This is a genomic window from Sphaerimonospora cavernae (genome assembly GCF_042435035.1).
GTDB classification, from domain to species: Bacteria; Actinomycetota; Actinomycetes; order Streptosporangiales; family Streptosporangiaceae; genus Sphaerimonospora; species Sphaerimonospora cavernae.
On sequence record NZ_JBHMQT010000018.1, the window covers coordinates 85,902 to 106,257 of the forward strand.

At 68.9% G+C, this 20,356-nt stretch carries 14 protein-coding genes and 1 other RNA gene; 9 read left to right on the top strand and 6 right to left on the bottom strand.

From position 1 onward, the window contains the following. Positions 1-18 precede the first annotated feature (18 nt). Positions 19-5,049: an NAD-glutamate dehydrogenase gene (locus tag ACFHYQ_RS10950; RefSeq protein ID WP_394301003.1), complete on the top strand. Its 5,031-nt coding sequence runs from the start codon at positions 19-21 to the stop codon at positions 5,047-5,049. A gap of 6 nt (positions 5,050-5,055) precedes the next feature. Here the strand turns inward: ACFHYQ_RS10950 and ACFHYQ_RS10955 are convergent, their stop codons facing one another. Next, positions 5,056-6,219 (bottom strand): DUF8094 domain-containing protein, encoded by a 1,164-nt coding sequence (locus ACFHYQ_RS10955; protein ID WP_394301004.1) that lies wholly within the window; start codon positions 6,217-6,219, stop codon positions 5,056-5,058. Between the two features lie 117 nt (positions 6,220-6,336). Between ACFHYQ_RS10955 and prfB the strand changes: the two genes are divergently transcribed. Then, a complete protein-coding gene (gene prfB / locus ACFHYQ_RS10960) occupies positions 6,337-7,455 on the top strand; it encodes a peptide chain release factor 2 (RefSeq protein WP_394301005.1) in 1,119 nt (372 codons plus the stop codon). 61 nt (positions 7,456-7,516) lie between these two features. On the opposite strand, the gene ACFHYQ_RS10965 is transcribed toward prfB, so the two are convergent. Continuing rightward, positions 7,517-7,705 carry an RING finger protein gene (locus ACFHYQ_RS10965; RefSeq protein ID WP_204012207.1) on the bottom strand — a complete coding sequence of 63 codons (189 nt, stop codon included), beginning with the start codon at positions 7,703-7,705 and terminating at the stop codon, positions 7,517-7,519. 179 nt (positions 7,706-7,884) lie between these two features. Between ACFHYQ_RS10965 and ftsE the strand changes: the two genes are divergently transcribed. The 5 genes from ftsE (at position 7,885) to ssrA (ending at position 12,773) form a co-directional block, all read left to right on the top strand. Further along, positions 7,885-8,574 carry a cell division ATP-binding protein FtsE gene (gene ftsE, locus ACFHYQ_RS10970; RefSeq protein WP_394301006.1) on the top strand — a complete coding sequence of 230 codons (690 nt, stop codon included), beginning with the start codon at positions 7,885-7,887 and terminating at the stop codon, positions 8,572-8,574. A 14-nt stretch (positions 8,575-8,588) separates the two neighbouring features. Next, positions 8,589-9,488, top strand: a complete 900-nt coding sequence (ftsX, locus tag ACFHYQ_RS10975) for a permease-like cell division protein FtsX (RefSeq protein ID WP_394301007.1) — start codon at positions 8,589-8,591, stop codon at positions 9,486-9,488. A gap of 68 nt (positions 9,489-9,556) precedes the next feature. Beyond that, complete coding sequence (smpB, locus tag ACFHYQ_RS10980) at positions 9,557-10,063, top strand: SsrA-binding protein SmpB (protein WP_394301008.1); 507 nt, start codon at positions 9,557-9,559, stop codon at positions 10,061-10,063. Between the two features lie 3 nt (positions 10,064-10,066). Continuing rightward, entirely contained in the window at positions 10,067-12,010 is a 1,944-nt protein-coding gene (locus tag ACFHYQ_RS10985; RefSeq protein WP_394301009.1) for a penicillin-binding transpeptidase domain-containing protein, read from the top strand. 377 nt (positions 12,011-12,387) lie between these two features. Next, positions 12,388-12,773: a transfer-messenger RNA gene (gene ssrA / locus ACFHYQ_RS10990) on the top strand. Positions 12,774-12,896: 123 nt separating this feature from the next. Here ssrA and ACFHYQ_RS10995 read toward each other — a convergent pair. Further along, positions 12,897-14,324 (bottom strand): MFS transporter, encoded by a 1,428-nt coding sequence (locus ACFHYQ_RS10995; RefSeq protein ID WP_394301010.1) that lies wholly within the window; start codon positions 14,322-14,324, stop codon positions 12,897-12,899. Beyond that, the gene (locus ACFHYQ_RS11000; RefSeq protein WP_394301011.1) at positions 14,321-14,527 is read right to left on the bottom strand and encodes a DsbA family oxidoreductase; all 207 of its coding nucleotides are present in this window, start codon (positions 14,525-14,527) and stop codon (positions 14,321-14,323) included. Before ACFHYQ_RS11000 ends, ACFHYQ_RS10995 begins: the two co-directional genes overlap by 4 nt. A 110-nt stretch (positions 14,528-14,637) precedes the next feature. Between ACFHYQ_RS11000 and ACFHYQ_RS11005 the strand changes: the two genes are divergently transcribed. Beyond that, positions 14,638-15,228 (top strand): UTRA domain-containing protein, encoded by a 591-nt coding sequence (locus tag ACFHYQ_RS11005; protein ID WP_394301012.1) that lies wholly within the window; start codon positions 14,638-14,640, stop codon positions 15,226-15,228. Positions 15,229-15,492: 264 nt separating this feature from the next. On the opposite strand, the gene ACFHYQ_RS11010 is transcribed toward ACFHYQ_RS11005, so the two are convergent. Beyond that, complete coding sequence (locus ACFHYQ_RS11010; RefSeq protein ID WP_394301013.1) at positions 15,493-16,566, bottom strand: adenosine deaminase; 1,074 nt, start codon at positions 16,564-16,566, stop codon at positions 15,493-15,495. Positions 16,567-16,686: 120 nt separating this feature from the next. Next, a complete protein-coding gene (locus tag ACFHYQ_RS11015) occupies positions 16,687-17,784 on the bottom strand; it encodes a S1C family serine protease (RefSeq protein ID WP_394301014.1) in 1,098 nt (365 codons plus the stop codon). 212 nt (positions 17,785-17,996) lie between these two features. Here ACFHYQ_RS11015 and ACFHYQ_RS11020 point away from each other — a divergent pair, with 212 nt between their 5' ends. Beyond that, the gene (locus tag ACFHYQ_RS11020) at positions 17,997-20,240 is read left to right on the top strand and encodes an acyl-CoA dehydrogenase family protein (RefSeq protein ID WP_394301015.1); all 2,244 of its coding nucleotides are present in this window, start codon (positions 17,997-17,999) and stop codon (positions 20,238-20,240) included. Positions 20,241-20,356 lie beyond the last annotated feature (116 nt).

The window sequence follows — 20,356 nt, forward strand, 5'->3', positions numbered from 1 at the left end:
AAGGAGTGAGTAAGCGACATGCCGCTCGATATGCCGGTCAACGGGAATGAGCCGGACACGGCACTGGATCAGATCCTCCGTACGGCCGCCGACAGGTGCGTGCACGCACCGGGAGCGCACACCCCGGGAACGGTCCCGGAACCGCAGGCACCCGATGGGGAGGCGCCCGGCGCACCAGACCTGTGTACTCAGGTCTCCGGCGCGCATCGGATGCGAGCAGAGGACGCACTGGTCCTCCTCCGGCAGTACTACATGCACGTCGCCCCGGAGGACCTGGTCGACCGCGACCCCGTGAACGTCTCCGGGCCCGCCATGGCCCACCGCCGGCTGGCCGAGAACCGGCCGCAGGGCCGCGCCCTGGTCCGGGTCTTCACTCCGGCCCTCCCTGACTGCGGCTGGGACTCCGGCCACTCGGTCGTCCAGATCGTCACCGACGACATGCCGTTCCTGGTCGACTCCGTCACGACAGAGCTCGACCGTCACGAGCTCCGCACCCACCTGGTCGTCCACCCGCAGATGCCGGTTCGCCGCGACATGACCGGCGCGCTCCTCGACCCGGGTCAGGACGCCGTCACGGGCCAGACGCTGCGCGAGTCGTGGATACACATCGAGATCGACCGGCAGTCCGACCCGGCCGTCCTCACAGGGCTCGAAGACGACCTGCGGCGGGTGCTGCTCGACGTCCGCTGCGCGGTCGAGGACTTCGCCAAGATGCGGGCCCTGGCCGTACAGACCGCGGAGGACCTGGCCGCGGACCCGCCGCCGCTGGAACGCGCCGGGGTCGACGACAGCGTCGAGTTGCTGCGCTGGCTCGCCGACGGGCACTACACGTTCCTCGGTTTCCGGGAATATCGCCTGGAGCAGACCGAGAAGGGGGAGAGCCTGCGCGCGGTGCCCGGCACCGGGCTCGGCATCCTGCGCGCCGACAAGGCAGGGTCGGCCAGCTTCGCCGCGATGCCGCCCGAGCTGCGCGCCAAGGCCCGCGAGAAGCAGGTGATGATCGTCACCAAGGCCAACAGCCGGGCGACGGTCTACCGTCCCCACTACCTCGACTACGTGGGCGTGAAGCTCTTCTCCCCGGAGGGGGAGGTGATCGGCGAACGGCGTTTTCTGGGGCTGTTCACGCCCGTCGCGTACAACGAGTCGATCTCGCGGATCCCGGTGCTGCGGCGCAAGCTCGCCGACGTGCTCGACCTGGCCGGGCTGTCTCCGGACAGCCACGACGGCAAGGACCTGATCGAGATACTGGAGACCTACCCGCGCGCCGAGCTGTTCCAGATCTCGGTGGAGGAGCTGCTGGCGATCGCGCTCGGCGTGCTGCGGCTACGGGAGCGCAAGCAGGTCAAACTGTTCCTGCGCCGTGACGACTACGGCCGCTACATCTCGTGCCTGATCTTCCTGCCGCGCGACCGCTACACCACCAAGGTGCGGCTGCAGATGCAGCAGATCCTGCTGGACGTCCTCGGCGGCGCCACGCTCGACTACAGCGCGATGATCGGAGAGGCCGCGCTGGCCCGCCTGCACGTGGTGATCCGCGGCGAGCGCGGCACCCAGCTGGGGGACCTGCCGGCCGGCGTGGAGGAACTGGAGGCGCGGCTCGCCGCCACCACACGCTCCTGGGAGGACGACCTCGCCGCCGCGATCCATGAGCTGTGCTCACCGGAGGAGGCGCCGAGGCTGCTGCGCCGGTACGGCACGGCCTTCCCCGAGGGGTACAAGGCCGACTTCCCGGCGCGTACCGCCGTAGCCGACCTGGAGCGGCTGGAGCGGATCGCCGACGATTCCTCTGAGATCGGGATGGACCTCTACGAGCCGGACGACGCGGCCGACGACGAGCGCAGGTTCAAGCTGTACAAGCTGGGCGCCCCGGTCTCGCTGTCGCGGGTGCTGCCGCTGCTGCAGCGGATGGGCGTGGAGGTCGTCGACGAGCGGCCGTACGAGATCCACCGGACCCACGACGGCGACACCAGGGACGCCTGGATCTACGACTTCGGCCTGCGCCACACCCCCTCGGGCGACGTGGGCGGCGACGCCTTCAAACGGTTGTTCCAGGACGCGTTCGCGGTGCTGTGGCGCGGCGAGGTGGAGGACGACGGCTTCAACGCGCTCGTGCTGGCCGCCGGCCTGTCGTGGGAACAGGCCGAGATCCTGCGGGCCTACGCCAAATATCTGCGGCAGGCCGGGACGACTTTCAGCGAGGCCTACATCGAGAAGGTGCTGCTCGGCAACGTGCGGCTGGCCCGGCTGCTGGTCCGGCTCTTCGAGGCCCGTCACGACCCGCGCCGCCCGGAGGAGGCCAGGTCGGAGGTCTGCGAGGCGTTGCGTGAGGAGGTGCTGGCCTCGCTGGACGAGGTCGCCTCACTCGACGAGGACCGCATCCTGCGGGCCTACCTGGAGCTGATCGAGGCGACGCTGCGGACGAACGCCTTCCAGTCCGACGGCGCCGGTGGCCGGGACACCGGTACGGCCGGCAGCCGGTTCGTCTCCGGGAAGCGCAAGCCGTACCTGTCGCTGAAGTTCGACTCGCAGGCGATCAGCGTGCTGCCGCTGCCGCGGCCGAAGTACGAGATCTACGTCTACTCGCCGCGCGTCGAGGGCGTGCACCTTCGGTTCGGGAAGGTGGCCCGCGGCGGCCTGCGCTGGTCTGACCGCATGGAGGACTTCCGTACGGAGATCCTCGGCCTGGTCAAGGCGCAGATGGTGAAAAACACCGTCATCGTGCCGACCGGGTCGAAGGGCGGCTTCGTCGTGAAGCGCCCGCCGACCGGCGGCCGGGACGAGCTGCAGGCCGAGGGCGTGGCATGCTACCGCCACTTCATCTCGGGCCTGCTCGACGTGACCGACAACCTGGTCGCGGGCGAGGTCGCGCCCCCGCCGCACGTCGTCCGGCACGACGGCGACGACACCTACCTGGTGGTGGCCGCCGACAAGGGCACGGCGAAGTTCTCCGACATCGCCAACGGTGTGGCCAAGGACTACGGCTTCTGGCTCGGCGACGCCTTCGCCTCCGGCGGCTCGGTCGGCTACGACCACAAGGCGATGGGCATCACCGCACGTGGCGCCTGGGAGTCGGTGAAGTACCACTTCCGGAGCCTCGGCGTCGACGTCCAGACCACCGACTTCACCGTGGTCGGCATCGGCGACATGTCCGGTGACGTGTTCGGCAACGGCATGCTGCTGTCGGAGCACATCAGGTTGGTGGCGGCCTTCGACCACCGGCACGTCTTCGTCGACCCGTCGCCCGACGCGACCCGCGGCTTCGCCGAGCGACGGCGGCTGTTCGAGCTGCCGCGCAGCTCGTGGGACGACTACGACCGTTCGCTGATCTCGGCGGGTGGCGGGGTCTGGCCCCGCACCGCGAAGTCGATTCCGGTCTCCCCGCAGATGCGGGCCGCGCTCGGCATCCCCGACGGGGTGACCGGGCTGGCGCCGAACGAACTGATCAGCGCCATCCTCCGGGCCCCCGTCGACCTGCTGTGGAACGGCGGCATCGGCACGTACGTCAAGGCGGCGTCGGAGAGCCACGCCGAGGTCGGCGACAAGGCCAACGACGCGCTGCGCGTCAACGGGGCCGAGCTGCGCTGCAAGGTGGTCGGGGAGGGAGGCAACCTCGGCTTCACCCAGCTCGCCCGGATAGAGGTCGCGCGGAGCGGCGGCCTGATCAACACCGACTTCATCGACAACTCGGCCGGGGTGGACACCTCCGACCACGAGGTGAACATCAAGATCCTGCTCGACCAGGTCGTACGCGAGGGCCATGTGACGGCGGAGCAGCGCAACGCGCTCTTCCTCGACATGACGGGCGAGGTCGGCCGGCTGGTGCTGGAGGACAACCACGCGCAGAACGTGGTGCTCGCCGCGGCCCGGGCGCAGGCGCCCGAGATGCTGCACATCCACGCGCGGTATGTCCGGCGGCTGGAGCGGGCCGGCCTGCTCAACCGAGAGCTGGAGTTCCTGCCGTCGGACAAGGCGCTCGCCGAGCGTCGGCAGGCCGGGCTCGGGCTGACCGGCCCGGAGTTCGCCGTGCTGCTCGCCTACACCAAGCTGGTGGTGGACGGCGAGCTGCTCCAGTCGGATATCCCGGACGATCCGTACCTCGCGTCCTGGCTGGTGTCGTACTTCCCGACCGCGCTGCGCGAGCGGTTCCGCACGTACATGGACTCCCACCCGCTGCGGCGGGAGATCATCACCACGGGCGTGGTGAACGACGTGGTCAACTTCGGCGGGACGAGCTTCGTGTTCCGCTTCACCGAGGAGACCGGGGCCTCGACGTCCGACATCGTGCGGGCCTACCTGGTGACCCGTGAGGTGTTCGATCTGCCCGGGTTCGTTCGACAGATAGAGTCACTCGACCACGACGTGGACAGCGCCACCCGGCTCGCCATGCTCTTCGAGGCGCGCAAGCTGTCCGAGCGCGGCACCCGCTGGCTGCTCGGCAACCGCAGGCCGCCGCTCGACCTCGCGGCCACGGGGAAGGTCTTCCTCGACGGCGCGAGGGACCTGCTGCCGCACCTGCCGAAGCTGCTGACCGGCTCCGACCTGTCGGCCTACGAGGAGCGCAGGGACTCCTTCGCCGCCCGCGGCGTGCCGGACGAGCTGGCCGAGTGGGTCGCCGCGATGGTGCCCGCCTACTCCACGTTCGACCTGGTCGAGACCGCGGCCTTCACCGGCAGGCCGGTGGACGAGGTGGCCGAGGTCTACTTCGACCTGGCGGACCGGCTGCAGATCGCCCGCCTGCGGGAGCGGGTGATCGCGCTGCCTCGCGACACCCGGTGGAACTCGATCGCTCGCGCGGCGCTGCGCGACGACCTGTACGCGGCGCACGCCGCGCTCACCCGCGACGTGCTGATCCACAGTGAGCCGGGCCTGTCGCCGGAGGAGCGGCTCATCCACTGGACCGAGGTGAACGAGGCCGCCGTCACGCGGGCCCGCCAGACGCTGTCGGAGATCTGGGAGAGCGACACCTTCGATCTCGCCACGCTCTCGGTGGCCCTGCGTGCCGTACGGACCCTCGTCTCGTCCAGCAAGCTCCCGCAACCAGGAGCGTGATCGCCTTCAGTTGTTGGAGGCCTCGGTGACCGCGCCCTCGTAGCCGATGACGTGCACGGGCGCGGTCGAGGTCTTGGGCGGCACGGCCGTCACGTACTGCTGGGTCTCCTGGATGTGGCGCTTGGTGGAGATCTGTACGTCCTTGGCGGTCAGCAACCACCGGGCGTCCCGGGGGATCGCCACCGGCCGGCCCTTGCCGCACTTGAGCCCGGGATCGGTCGACCAGGTGGAGGTGCGGACCAGGGTGTAGAAGACGAGCGCGCCGCCGTCCGCGGTCCGGATGGCGTAGATCGGGTAATTCGCCCCCACGGCGAAGATCGAGTTGTAGCTCATGCAGTCGCGGCCCTGGGCCTCCTTCCTGGTGGCCTCGATGTCGGCGGAGAAACCCGTCGTGTGCGGGCCCGGGGCGATCAACGCGGAGGCGAAGCCCTTGGTCCCCTCCTCCGCGACGGTCGCGTGCAGGGGTCCCAGCAGGTTCGGGCTGACCGCCACGCTCTGGTCGCGCGGGTCCAGGGCCGCCGCATAGCCGTCCTCGTCGACGGCCACATCCGGTGGCTCCTCGCCTTTGTAGAGCAGGGACTCGGAGCTGTTCTGCCAGGGCGAGCCCGCGCCCGCCCGGGCGAAGGTCAGCATGACCGTACGGGACTGCCCGGAGGCGTTCCGGCGCTCGGCCGTCGCGGCGAACCACTGGGGCGAGCTCCCCGGCCGCTGCCGCGGCACGAACACCTCACGGTGGCTCCAGGTGTACGGAGCCGCCTCGCCGGTACGGGATCCCTTGGCGGAGCGGGTGTGGAGCTGGGCGACGGTGATCGGGCGTCGGCCGTCCCGGGTCAGGACGAGCGTCCAACGGTCGGCCTGGGCCGCCCGCACGACCTCGTCGGTCGCCAGGAACGTGTCGAGCGTCTCGCGCGCCTCGTCCAGTGTCACGACGGGCGGCTGGGTGCTCTCCGGCTGGGTTCCCTGTGGCCGTGTTCCCTGGGGCTGGGGGCTGGGGGAGGTGCCGGGCGTCGCCGGGACGCTGGAGGCGGCGGCCGCCTGGGTGGCCGATGCCGCCGGCTCCACGGGCCCGGCGCCGGAGCAGCCCGCCACGCCGAGGAGAGTGAGCGCGAGAGCCGGCACCGCGACGCGGGCGACGGCATGGGTGAGCGCGTTCCGAACGACCCCGTTCACGCCACCCCCCATATCCGCTCCACATGCTATGGCTCGGCGACAAATCATGCCGTGTTCCCGCCATGGGACCGGGCGCGGGACCCGAGAGGGTCCGCCGTTCGCGTACCCTTTACAAACGTGGCAGTCATCGATCCAGCCGAAGAGATCAACGAGCTTACCGGCACGCTGAAGGGCATTCAGGACGTGCTTGACATCGACGCGATGCGCAAGCAGGTCGCTGAGTTGGAGGAGCAGGCTGCCGCGCCCGACCTGTGGAACGACCCCGAGCAGGCCCAGCGCGTCACAAGCAGGCTGTCGCACCTGCAGGGCGAGGTCAACCGGGTGTCGGATCTGGCCGGCCGCCTGGAGGACCTGCCGGTCCTGTTCGAGCTGGCCGCCGAGGAGGGCGACGAGGACGCGCTGGCCGAGGCGGGCCGGGAGCTGACCTCGCTCAGGTCCGACATCGGGGCGCTGGAGGTGCGCACGCTGCTCTCCGGGGAGTACGACTCCCGTGAGGCGCTGATCACCATCAACTCGCAGGCCGGCGGGGTCGACGCCGCGGACTGGGCGCAGATGCTGCTCCGGATGTACCTGCGGTGGGCGGAGCGCAAGGGCTATTCCACCGAGGTCTATGAGACGTCCTACGCGGAGGAGGCGGGCATCAAATCCGCCACCTTCACGGTGAAGGCCCCCTACGCGTACGGCACGCTGAGGGGCGAGCACGGCACGCACCGACTGGTTCGGATCAGCCCCTTCGACAACCAGGGCCGCCGCCAGACGTCGTTCGCGGGCGTGGACGTGGTGCCGGTCGTCGAGCAGACCGACCACATCGACATCAACGAGGACGAGCTGCGCGTCGACGTCTACCGGTCGTCGGGACCGGGCGGCCAGGGCGTGAACACCACGGACTCGGCCGTACGGATCACGCACATCCCGACCGGCATCGTGGTCTCCTGCCAGAACGAGCGCTCCCAGCTCCAGAACCGGGCGACCGCGATGGCGGTGCTCCAGGCCAAGCTGCTGGAGCGCAAGCGCCAGGAGGAGGCCGCCGCGATGAACGAGCTGCGCGGCGAGTCCACGACCTCCTGGGGCACGCAGATCCGCAACTATGTCCTGCACCCGTACCAGATCGTCAAGGACCTGCGCACGGCCGTCGAGGCGGGCAACCCGAGCGCGGTGCTCGACGGCGACCTCGACGAGTTCATCGAGGGCGAGATCCGCTGGATGCGCCGTCAGGAGACCGGCGGCGCCCATTAGGCGGCCCCGCCCGGCCGGTCCCCGCGCCGGCGTCGGTCACGGCGCCGGCGTGATCGGTGACCTAGTATCCGCCGACGTGCTTGAACGCCAGCAGAGCCATCGCCAGCAGCACCAGCAGCGTGATGATGATCGGCGAGAGATTTCCCAAACCGTGATGGTGGACTTTGGCGCGGCCCTCCCGGCACACGGGGCAACGGCCCTCCACCACGGGGCCGGCGCACGCCGCGCAGATCAGGTGTTCGCAGCTCATAGCAGTTTTACCGCCCCACTACCCAAGGCCTATTTGTTTTGTTTCCGTTACGGACGTTCCATGCCAGTGTTACCCCTAGACTGGCCTCTGGCCAACCCGAACGTCGATCATCGTTAAAGTGACCGGCGACCCGGGAACTGGATGTCCCACCCCCTAGACTGGCTTGCCGTGATGCGCTCGTGATCCATTTCGATAATGTCACCAAGGTCTACGCGAACCAAAACCGGCCCGCCCTCGACCACGTGAGCGTGGACGTCGACAAGGGTGAGTTCGTGTTCCTGGTCGGCCCCTCAGGGTCGGGGAAGTCCACCTTCCTCCGGCTTGTCCTGAAGGAGGAGCGGCCCAACTCCGGCACGATCCACGTGGCCGGCAAGGACCTCGCGCGGTTGTCCAACTTCAAGGTGCCCCATTTGCGGCGCCGTATCGGCTGCGTCTTCCAGGACTTCCGGCTGCTGCCGAAGAAGAACGTCTACGAGAACGTGGCGTTCGCGCTGGAGGTCATCGGAAAGCCGCGCCGGTTCATCCGCAAGGTGGTGCCCGAGGTGATCGAGTTGGTGGGTCTTGAGGGCAAGGCCCACCGCATGCCGGAGGAGCTGTCCGGCGGCGAGCAGCAGCGGGTCGCGATGGCCCGCGCCTTCGTCAACCGGCCGATGATCCTCCTGGCCGACGAGCCCACCGGAAACATCGACCCCGCGACCAGCATCGGCATCATGAAGGTGCTCGACCGCATCAACAGGACCGGCACCACCGTGCTCATGGCGACGCACGACGCCGCCATCGTCGACTCCATGCGCAAGCGCGTGGTGGAGCTGGAGGACGGCAAGATCGTTCGCGACCAGTCACGCGGCGTGTACGGCCAGGCTTATTAGGAGTAACTGGGACCATGCGGGCCAACTTCATCTTCTCCGAGGTCTGGATCGGCCTTCGCCGCAACCTCACGATGACCATCGCGGTCGTCGTGACCGTTGCCGTCGGCATGGCGCTGCTCGGCATCGGGCTGATGATCAACTCCCAGGTCTCGTCGATGACCAACTACTGGACCGACAAGGTCGAGCTGTCGGTCTTCCTCTGCCAGAAGGACAGCGCCTTCGAGTCGTGCAAGGGCAAACCCCCGCTGACCACGGCGCAGAAGACGCAGTTGCAGCAGACGATCGAGGGCCTGCCGGAGGTGTCCAAGGTCGAGTACGAGGACCAGAAGGCGGCGTACGAGAACTTCCGTCGGCAGCCGAACAACAAGGTGTTCCTGACGGTGATCCAGGCCGGCGACCTGCCCGACTCGTTCCGGGTCAAGCTCAAGGACCCCGACAAGTCCCAGGCCGTCGCGAACAGCCTGTCCGGTCAGACCGGGATCGCCAACATCGTCAACCAGCGGGAGATCCTCGACACGCAGTTCGGCTTCCTCGGGAAGCTGCAGTGGATGGCGCTCGGCGTGGCCATCATCATGGTGATCGCGGCCACCCTGCTCATCGCCAACACCGTACGGCTGTCCGCCTACAACCGCCGCCGGGAGACCGGCATCATGCGGCTGGTCGGCGCCTCCAACCTCTACATCCAGCTCCCGTTCGTCATGGAGGGCGTGATCGCCGGCCTGATCGGCGGCGTGTGCGCGGCCGTCCTGCTGATCATCACCAAGATCCTCATCTTCGACGGGATCCAGGCGTACATGGCCGTCCCACTCGGCTGGGACACCCTCGCCGGTGTGATCACGTTCACGATGGTGGTCGGCGTGGTGATCTGTATCCTCGCCTCCTTCGTCACCCTGCGGCGCTACCTCCGGGTGTGACACCGTACGGACAGACACCCCACCGCGCGCGGCGACTTCGCTCGCCGCGCCGACGGTAGGCTCCCTGTATGCCACGTGAGACCGGGCGCAAGCTGATCGCCCAGAACAAGCGTGCCAGGCACGACTACTTCATCGAGGACACCTATGAGGCCGGTCTCGTGCTGACCGGCACAGAGGTCAAGTCGCTGCGCGCGGGCAAGGCCAACCTCACCGACGGCTACGCCTCGATGGAGGGCGGTGAGGCCTGGTTGATCAACGTGTACATCCCCGAGTACAGCCAGGGCACCTGGACCAACCACGCGGCGCGGCGCACACGTAAGCTGCTGCTGCACCGTAAGGAGATCGGCAAGCTGCAGGCGACCCTGCGGGAGCGGGGCCTGACCCTGATCCCGCTGTCGCTGTACTTCAAGGACGGCCGGGCCAAGATCGAGATCGGCGTCGGGCGAGGCAAGAAGGACTACGACAAGCGCCAGACCCTGCTGGAGAAGCAGGCCAACCGGGAGATGGCCCGGGCCATGTCCAACGCGACGGCCAAGGCGGCGGTCAAGGCGGTCCGCCGCCGGGGAGGCCGTTAGGCCGTGTCCCGTCCCGTGTCCGCGACCACCGCCCGCGCGAGAGCCGTACGCGCCGCACTGGCACTGGGGCTGGCGATGCCCCTGCTGACGGCCTGCTTCGAGGAACCGTCGCCGCACGAGGCCGTGCGGGACTTCCTCGTCGGCTGGGAGACCGGGGAGTACGGCGAGGCCGCCAAGCGTGCCGACGGCGATCCGGCGACCGTGCGGAAGGCGCTGGAGAACGCCCGGCTGCAACTCGACGCCGCGTCGATCCGCTTCCTGGTGAAGGGGATCAGCAGCGACGGCGACACCGCGCGGGCCGACTACCACGCCGAGGTGGATCTGGGGGAGAACAACCCCCTCTGGGAGTACGACGGCGCGCTGCCGCTGCACATGGTCGACGGACAGTGGAAGGTCCGATGGTCACCGAGCGTGATCCATCCCGACCTGCACGACGGGCAGCGCCTGGCCGTGGCGACCAGGCCTGAGGGCCGTCAGCCGATTCTCGACCGGAACGGCAATCCGCTCCAGGAACAGACGATCCTCTACGTGGCCGGGGTCTACCCGGCGAAGATCAAGGACCCCGATCGGCTGTGCGACGAGCTGTCGCGGGTCACCGGATTCGCCCAGGACCGCCTGCTCAGCCGGATCCTCTCGTCGCCGCCGCAGGACTTCGTCCCGCTCGCGACGTTCGGACGCACCAAGTTCGCGCAGATCAAGGACAAGCTGACGGCGATCACCGGCATCAGCATCGTCCCGGACGACCCGCCGGTGGCGCCGAAGTCGCCCGTGCAGATCGTCGGCCGGGTCAGCGCGATCACCCCCGAGGCCGAGCAGCAGCTCGGCGGTCCGCAGCGGGCGGGCGACTCGGTCGGCCGCGACGGCCTGCAGCGGGCCTACCAGGATCAGCTGACCGGCTCGACCGAGACCAGCGTCGTCATCCTCGACAGCCGCACGGGCAAGCAGGTCAAGGAGCTCAAGGCATGGCGGCCGGTACGCAAGGCCATGCCGGTCCAGACGACCATCGACAGCGCCGCCCAGAGCGCGGGCGACGCCGCGGTGGCCGCCGCACGCTCGTCGGCGCTCGTGGCCGTCAAGGGCTCCACCGGTGAGATCCTCGCGGTGTCCACGAACGGTCTCCACCAGGAGAAGGACGCCCTGGCCGGCAAGTATCCGGCCGGTACGACTTTTTCGATCATCGCGGCGGCCGGCCTGCTCAAGGGAGGCCTCGATCCCATGCAGCGGGTGCCGTGCAGCGCCGACCGCACGGTGGGCGGCGCACGGTTCCTGCAGCCGGGGATCATCGGGCTCGTCTCGCCGACGTTCCGTACGGACTTCGCCGACGGCTGTGTGACGGCCCTCGCCTCCCTCGCCCGGCGGATCGACGGGCGCTCGTTGAGCGCCACCGCGTCCAACTTCGGGATCGGCGGGGACTGGGGGCTGCCGCTCAGGACGTTCAGCGGGTCGGTCCCGAACGCGAACAGCGACGCCGCCGTCGCCAGGGTCATCACCGGGCAGACCGCGCAGGTGAGCCCGCTGACGATGGCCCTCGTGGCCGCGGCGGTCGACTCCGGGACGTGGCGGCCGCCGGTGCTCGTCACCTCGCCCGCCTCGCCCGTCTCGCCGGACGCGGCCCCTCGCCCCTCGTCCGGGGCACTGCCCGACAGCCCGCAGCAGGGCCGGCCGCAGCCCATCCCGCTCGACGCCACCACCATCGTCAAGCTGCGCGCGCTCATGCGCGCCGGGGTCGCCTCCGGCGCGGCCCGTGCGGCCGACGCCCCCGGCGGCGACGTTTACGGCGTGGCCGCCCAGACCACCCAGGTGGAGAAGAAGCAGCGGGTGAACCTGTCATGGTTCGTGGGCTGGCAGGGCGACGTGGCGGTGGCCGTACTCGCCGAGAACGCCGACGCCGCAGCGGCTTCCGCGATCGCCGGGGCGTTCTTCAGGGGCCTGCCGGACGACCGCTGAAAAATTCTCGGCCGGCGAGCAACCATCGGGGGCCTCCTCGGCGTCTTTCTAGGTGACTGGGCACCGCTTGGGGGGTTGCGGGCTCAGTCGCCGTGATGAGACCAGGGCTCCATCTCGGGGGGAGCCCTGCCGTCCGGACCGGCTCGACCCTGCCGGTCGGCCCCCGGGACGTGTGCGTCACGCCACGTTCCGGGGGCTTCGTCATGCGGTGGACATTTGACCTCTCCGGGCGGGAATCCGGCTCGCGCCCGGGGCGTTGTCATAGCTAGACTGAAGACGCCCGGATCCGGCAGGTGACCGGCCCATCAAGGGATCGGCCGCCGGGGAGACGGGTTTGACAACTCAAGAGGCGACGATTTTCACAGTTGCCCTTTCCAGGGGGTGACCGGTTTCGACTTCGGCATTGCAAGTCAGGGGAAGCGGGTCGGGGACTGCGGACATAACCCCGTTAACACTGTGACCGCGAAAAAATAAGTGCCAATAACACGCGCACTGAGGCTAGCCAGGGTTCCCTGGCTCTCGCTGCCTAACCAGCGAGTGACCTCTGTCAGCCCGGGACCGCCTCCGGCCCGGATCTGACATCGCTAGGAGGCTCAACCGCTCGACCCGGTCACGGGGTCGTTCGGGAAACCAAACAGTGACTGGGCCCGTCGGCGACTCGCCTGTGAGATCACCGGGGCCGAGAAAATCGCAACAGGCTGCACCCGGAGAAGCCCTGTCTTGGTGTTGAAGGACGCGGGTTCGATTCCCGCCACCTCCACGTCGCAAGCCCCCGCCCCATCCGGGCGGGGGCTTTTTCGTCTGCCCACGCGTCCGCTGTCAAACAGCCGGGATGTCCTGGCGATTTGACAGGTTCGACCTGGGTCGCCTGCCGAACTGGAGGCCGTCACAGGGGGCTGGTGCCCCTCCCACCAGCCTTTGCCCAGTCGCGGCGCCTGCCCCACTCCGACTGATCGCGGCGCTGAGCCGATGCGATGAGGATCGCGAGCGCCGATCCGGCGACCAGAAGCACGTAGACCAACGTGAAGCCACCAACGCCCGAGACGGCCGTGAGCAGCGCCGCGGAGACGGCCAGCAGCGCGGCGATGGACATGCTCTCGCCTGCCTGTAGTGCGGAACTGTATTTGCCGTGCTCGCTCTCGTCCACGATGGCCAGTGTCGCGGTGGCGATTCTCGGATAGGCGATGCCCATCCCGAGACCCATGGTGACGCAGGCCGCGACGACGAGCCAGAGTGGTGTCACGTCCAGGATGTAGAGCGCGACGCAGGCTGGACCGGACGCCACCAACAGCGCGGCGGTCGTGATGAGTCGACGGTGACTGTCGAGCGCGTCGCTGAACCGGCCCTGTAGCCATGCGCCGCCCGCCCAACCGGCTGCTCCGATCGCGATGACGACTCCTGCTGTCGTGGGTGGGAAGCCGCGCTCGGATTGGAGGTAGAGGGTCAGGTAGACGTCGGTTGCCGTGACCGTCGCGCCAAGGGCGGCTCGGAGCGCGACAAGGCGTTGAGCCACGCCGCGCAGCCGCAGGGTTCCGGGAGGCAGGAGCCTGCCGGCCGTCAGGGCGAGTCCCACGAGAGCGAGCGATATAGCGATCATGGACTGCTGGAGCGGAAGTTGTCCGCTGAGGTGCAGGATGAGGAGGAGCCCCGCGGCGACCAGCGCGATGACACCCTGCCGGCCGAACAGCGCGGGTGCACTCGGGGTGCTCTGCGATCGGGACGTGAAGCCGCGAGTGACGGTCAGCAACCCGACCAGGGAGACGGCAGCGCCGGCCAGGATGAAGCCGAACACCGTTCGCCAACTGACGAGTTCGGTGAGCAAACCCGCCAGCACTGGGCCGATCATGGATGGCAGGAGCCAAGCGGCGGTGAGCAGTCCGAACATCTTGGCGCGCGGCCCGGCTGGGATGCGCTGCGCGATGAGCACGTAGAGCACCACGGCGTCGATTCCGCCGCCCACGCCCTGGAGCAATCGCCCCAGGATGAAGACGGCGGCGTTCGGCGCCAGCGCGCACAGTGCGATCCCGAGCACGAAGAGCGTCCCGCCGAATACGAGTGGAACGCGGGTCCCGCTTCGGTCGGTCCAGTTGCCGCCCACGATCATGCCGACGAGTGCCGTCGTGATCGTGGCCGCATAGGACAGGGAGTACCACTCCGGTCCGTTCAAACTCGACATCGTTACCGGCAGCACGGTGGTGACCGCGAAGGCTTCGAACGCGATGAACGTCTCCAACGCCAAGATGGCCACGATGAACGGCCAGGTACGGGCAGTCCACAGACGATTCTCCTGTGGTTCCCGATCGGGGGCGGTCACCGGGCCGTTCTGTTCGTCTCTCCGCGTCCGTGGCCGCTCTCCACTCGGCTCATTGGGTGAAAACTGCGGTGACGCACCCGTACGTCCTGCCCGACATGTGCGATGGCCCTGCGCAGGCGTCGCAGGCCGACCCAGCACCACGGGCAACGCACATCCGCCCACATATCCACCGTGATCACGTGTCGACTCCTTCTCATCTTCATCGAGCGAGGTTCGAATAGAGTCGACTACATGAAGTGGACTTGATGTCAAATCACGACCCCGAGTGAGCTGGAGTGGCCGAGTCGTCCCTGATCATGGCTAGAGTCGGCGGGTGGTGAACTTCGGAGAGGGGCCGGCTCGGGCGGCGGAACCGGACAGGCGCGTGATCGTACGGCGGGCGCTGCCGACCGAGCCGGCCGTGCGGGGATCGGCGTCGTTGTTCATGACCGAGGCCGAGCGGCAGGGCGTCCGCGCCGACCGGCGGATGCTGCACGTGGGCCCGGAACCCGCCGGGCCGTACGTCGCGGAGGCGCTGCGGATCGAGCCCGGTACGGACGTCCTGGCACGGCGTAAGTTGCTCCTCGCGAACGACGTTCCAGTGCGGATCGCCACGAGCTACCTGCGGCTCGACCTGTTCGGCGGCACACCGCTGGCCGAGCCGGACTTCGTCAAGCCGAGCCTGCAGGCGGGCATCGAGGCGCTGGGCCACCGCTTCGGGTGGGCGGAAGAGCGACTGATCGCCCGGCCGCCCGTCGGGTCGGAGCCCGACACCCTGGAACTCGAAGACGGCGAATGGGTCGTGGAGATCCTACGGATCAGTCGTTCGATCGAGGACGTTCCGATCCACGCCCTGGAGACCATCTGCGCCGCATCCCGGCACATCTTTCCCATCGCCCAGGTGACCGGCGCCGATGAGTTCTGATGGCCGTCCGACGCCAGAGCCTGGGCGAACGCCTCAATCAGGGTGAGAAGCAGGCAGGCCGAGACTTGCCGCATGTGGGGCGGCTCAGGACACGGCCGTAGGGATCATAAAGGTCATCGTTGACGTAGAGGTCCATGTCGGCGCGGTAGCCCCGGTCATCCAGGAGCGGCAAGCCACGGGAGCCGGCGGCGAACTCGGATCTGGAGATGACTCGCCGCCGTTCACGCTGGGGGATTTGGTCGGAACGATCAGGCTTAGAACTCCTCATGCTCCAACTTTGCCACGAGTGTGCCGTAACGGGCCGCTGGTTGGTAGGGCTGGGGTTTGTTCAGCGGCGTAGGCGTCGATTTCGGCGAGGAGAGACAGCTTTCCCTCTGGGCTGAGGAAGGATGCGCGGACAGCCGACCGCGCCAGGTCCGCGACGCCGTCGGCGTCGAGGGAGAGCAGTTCGGTGGCTACCGCGTACTCCTGGTTGAGCGTGGTCCCGAACATCGGCGGATCGTCCGTGTTGATCGTGACGGGCACCCCGGCCTTGACCAGTTCGGGCAGTGGGTGATCGGCCAGGCTCGGGACCGCCCCGGTGCTGATATTGGACGTGGGGCAAACCTCGAGCGTGATCTCATTGGCGGCCAGGTATTCGAGCAGGGTGGGGTCCTCAACGCTTCGGATGCCGTGGGCGATCCGCTCGGCGCCGAGATCCCGTACGGCCTCCCAGACCATCCGGGCGTCCGTGACCTCCCCGGCATGCGGAACCGAGTGCAGCCCGGCGGCACGGGCGGCGGCGAAATGCGGGGCGAACCGGCTGCGGGGCACCCCGGCCTCGGGGCCGCCCAGCCCGAAGCTCACCAGCCCCTCGGGACGCTGGTCGAGCGCCACCGCCAGGGTCTGGTCGGCGGCGGCGGGGCTCGGAATGTCGAAGCACCAGCGCAGCACGGTGCCGAAGTCGGCCTCGACCCGCCTCCGGGCGTCTTCGATGATCTCGCAGAACTCCTCGGGGGCGAAGCCCCTGGCGAGGTGGGGCTGGGGTGTGACGGTCAGCTCGGCGTACCGGATCCGCTGCTCGGCCATGTCACGGCCGACACCGTGGATCAGCGACCACAGGTCGTCAGGCTTCCTGATCAGGTCCATGACGGCCTGGTAGACCGCTATGAAGTGGTCGAAGTCCCGGAAGTCGTAAAACGACCCCAGCAGGGCGGGGTCAGCCGGCACGGATGTCGTCCCCTCGTGGCGGGCCGCGAGCTCGGCGACGATCCGGGGCGACGCGGCGCCGACGTGGTGGATGTGCAACTCGGCCTTCGGCAGTCCGGCGATGAACCGCGTGAGTTCGGGGGAGATCACGCCGTGACCGTAGCAAGCGGCCCCGACCACCCACCAGTCGAAATCCGGTTATCTCACATCAACTTGTCAAGATCGGTGCACCTTGCACGGAATCAGTGGGATCACCTGAGATGGAGGCGGCTACTGGGCGGTGGGCAGCTCGCCGAGGATGACGTCGGCTGTGGCGGTGCCGCCGTCGGGGTGGAGCAGCTTGACCGTCACCTTGTCGCCCGGCTTCAACGAGGCCAGCAGCTGGGACAGCGCGTTGGCCGTCGCAGTCGGCTTGTCGTTGATGCTCCGGATCACGTCGCCGGGCACGATGCCCGCCTTCTCGGCGCCGCTGCCCGGGGTAACCGAGCCGACGACGACGCCGATGGGGTTGCCCTGGGCGTCGACCGCCGTGCCCACACGGACTCCCAGCGCCGCACGGTGGCTGTTGACGACCCGGCCGTTCTTGATGATCTGGTTGGCCACGTCGGTGGCCGTGTCGCTGGGAATGGCGAAGCCGATGCCCGGCGCCGCGCCGAGTTGGGGGTCGACGGCCGCGAGCGTCGGGATGCCGATGACCCTTCCGGACAGGTCGACGAGGGCTCCGCCACTGTTGCCCGGGTTGATCGGGGCAGAGGTCTGGACGGCGTTGGAGATGGTCGCTCCGGGCCTGCCCTCGTGGCTCTCACCTGAGACGGTACGGCCCAGTGCCGACACGATGCCCTGCGTGACGCTGCCGGAGAAGCCGAGCGGGTTGCCCATCGCGAGCACGATCTGCCCGACGCGGAGGTCGGCCGACCGGCCGAAGGACGCCGGGGTCAGGCCCCGGGTGTCGTCGACCTTTATCACCGCCAGGTCCCCGGCGGGGAAGGTGTTGACGAGCTTCGCCTTCCGGGGCTTGCCACCGGTCGCGAGCGTGACGTCGAACTCCTGTGAATCTCCCACCACGTGGGCATTCGTCACGATATGACCCTGAGTGTCATATATGATCCCGGAGCCCAGGGACCGGCCCGTGGTGATCTGGACGGTCGACGGGAGCACTTTCTTGATCACGCTCTCGTAGACCGACTCCAGGGCCGTCGGATTCGACGGATTCGTCGGCTCGGGGGTCGAGGCGGGGGGAGCCGTCGCCGCCGGCGCGGGCTGCTGTGCCGCCGGACCGCCGGTCGCCACGCCGCCGCCCCCGCATGCGGTGAGCGTGGCCAGTGCCAGTGCCGCCGCCGTTCGGGTGACCTTCCGTGAGAGCTCCATAGCGGGTTGTCTACCCAAAACGGCGGAGGCTACCGGAGTGTCCGCGAGCGTTTGGCGGTCCCGATTCCGAAGCCGGACGTCTGTCATGAATCCGAGCCGGGAAGGCGACGACGATAAGGGTGGTAGGCCTGCTTTGGTCAGATCTAATCCGATCTAGCCAACGAACATCGCTCTAGAATATGGTTCTACTAGGCTTCTGGAGCGGAGGACACATGGCGATCGGGCTGAGCGAGGAGCACGCGGCGCTCCGCGCGTCGGTGAGCGGGTGGGCTGAGCGCAACATCCCCATGGATGTGGTGAGGAGCGTCGTCGCCGGGTCGACGGCCTCCCGGACAGACTCCGGCTCGGACTCCGACACAGACTCCGACGCCGGGACGCGACCCGCTTACTGGAGGGGGCTCGCCGACCAGGGCCTGCTCGGCCTGCACGTCCCCGAGGAGCACGGCGGCTCGGGATATGGCCTGCTGGAGACCGCTGTCGTGGTCGAGGCGCTGGCCGAACGCGTCGCGCCGGGGTCGTACGTCCCCACTGTGCTCGCGAGCGCGGCGATCTTCGCCTCGAACGGCAAGGCACAGGCGGAGCTGCTGCCGGGGCTGGCCGACGGCACGCTGACCGGCGCTCTCGCGCTGACCGGCTCGATCTCGGGCGTCCGCGAGGGAGGTGTGCTGACGATCAGCGGCGTAGCCGAGCCCGTTCTCGGCGGCGCCCTCGCCGACGTGCTGGTCCTGCCGGTGTCGACGGACCGCGGACAGGAGTGGGTGGCCGTCGACGCCGCCCATGCCGCGATCACGCCGGTCAAGCCGCTCGACCTGACTCGGGGCGTGGCCAGGATCGAGGTGGCGGCGGTGGCCGTACCGGCGGAACGCGTGCTCGACGGCCTGACCGAAACCGAGGTCGGGAACCTCGCGGCGATCATCCTGGGGGCCGACGCGGCCGGCGTCGCGGCGTGGTGCGTGGCGGCGGCCGCCGACTACGCCAAGGTCCGCGTGCAGTTCGGCCGTCCCATCGGGCAGTTCCAGGGCATCAAGCACAAACTGTCACGGATGCTCGTCGCGCTGGAGCAGGCCCGGGCCACGGTCTGGGACGCCGCCAGGGCGACCGGCGACGAACGGGCCTACGCCGCCGCGATCGCCGGGGTGATGGCGCCGGACGCCGCCGTGCAGTGCGCGAAGGACGCGATCCAGACGTTCGGTGGCATCGGTTACACGTACGAGCACGACGCGCACCTGTACTACCGGCGTGCGCTCACGATCCGGGCGCTGCTCGGTCCGTCGGCCGAGTGGGCGGACAGGGTCGCCGCGCCGGCGCTGAACGGCGTCAGCCGCGAGATGGAGATCGAACTACCCGAGGACGCCGAGCCGATGCGGGCCGCGATCCGCGCCGAACTCGCCGAGATCGCCGTGCTGGAAGCCGCGGAGCAGAAGCGGGCGCTGGCGAAGGCCGGATTCGTCATGCCGCACCTGCCCCCGCCGTGGGGTCGCGACGCGAGCCCGCTGGAGCAGGTGCTGATCCACCAGGAAGTCAGGGCCGCCAAGATCAAGCCGCCGCAGATGGTCATCGGTGCGTGGGTGGTGCCGTCCCTCGTCTCGTACGGCACGCCGGAGCAACAGGAGCGCTTCCTGCCGCCCACGCTCAGCGGCGAGATGATCTGGTGCCAGCTCTTCTCCGAGCCGGGTGCCGGGTCCGATCTCGCCTCGCTGCAGATGAAGGCCGAGAAGGTCGAGGGCGGCTGGAAGCTCAACGGCCAGAAGATCTGGACTTCGCTGGCGCACGTCGCCGAATGGGCGATCTGCATCGCCCGCAGCGACCCGGCCAAGCCCAAGCATGACGGCATCACCTATTTCCTCGTCGACATGAAGGCACCGGGCGTAACCGTGCGTCCGCTCATCGAGATGACCGGGGAGAACCTGTTCAACGAGGTCTTCCTCGACGACGTGTTCGTGCCCGACGAACTGGTCGTCGGCGAGGTGAACGAGGGCTGGCGAGTCGCGCGCAACACGCTGTCCAACGAGCGGGTGTCGCTGTCGTCGGGCTCGGGGGGCACCGGCTCCTCGGTGCCCGACCTGCTGGCCCTCGCGGGCAGGCTCGGCCGGGAACTGACCCAGGCCGAGCGGCAGGAGGTCGCGCGCGTCGTCTGCGAGGGACACTCGATCAACGCGCTGTCGCTCCGGGTGACGCTGCGCCAACTCGCCGGGTCCGAGCCGGGCGCCGACGCGTCGGTGCGCAAGCTGCTGTCCACCTCGCACGCTCAGCACGTGTCCGAGACGGCGGTGAGCCTGCTCGGCGCGGCGGCGGTCACCGCGGCGGACTGGAAGCTCGGCGACGCCGGCTACTGGAACCGTGCCGTCCTGGCCACCCGTGCCATGACGATCTACGGTGGCACGACCGAGGTGCAGCTCAACATCATCGGCGAGCGCATGCTCGGCCTGCCACGCGACCCCGAACCGGGCAGGTGACCCCGGGCAGTTGACGCGACCTTCGTGGGAGAGGAAACCGTCAACGGCTCGACAGGACGGCCCGGGACGACGTGAACCCGATCACGTTGGCCGGGACCGCGATCCCGTTGGTCTCG

What these genes read in the sequence shown, in the direction of transcription:
- ACFHYQ_RS11015 (WP_394301014.1), bottom strand. Translation starts at nt 17,784, where the DNA reads ATGGAGCTCTCACGGAAGGTCACCCGAACGGCGGCGGCACTGGCACTG.
- smpB (WP_394301008.1), top strand. Translation starts at nt 9,557, where the DNA reads ATGCCACGTGAGACCGGGCGCAAGCTGATCGCCCAGAACAAGCGTGCC.
- ACFHYQ_RS10950 (WP_394301003.1), top strand. Translation starts at nt 19, where the DNA reads ATGCCGCTCGATATGCCGGTCAACGGGAATGAGCCGGACACGGCACTG.
- ACFHYQ_RS10965 (WP_204012207.1), bottom strand. Translation starts at nt 7,705, where the DNA reads ATGAGCTGCGAACACCTGATCTGCGCGGCGTGCGCCGGCCCCGTGGTG.
- ftsX (WP_394301007.1), top strand. Translation starts at nt 8,589, where the DNA reads ATGCGGGCCAACTTCATCTTCTCCGAGGTCTGGATCGGCCTTCGCCGC.
- ACFHYQ_RS11000 (WP_394301011.1), bottom strand. Translation starts at nt 14,527, where the DNA reads ATGAAGATGAGAAGGAGTCGACACGTGATCACGGTGGATATGTGGGCG.
- ACFHYQ_RS11020 (WP_394301015.1), top strand. Translation starts at nt 17,997, where the DNA reads ATGGCGATCGGGCTGAGCGAGGAGCACGCGGCGCTCCGCGCGTCGGTG.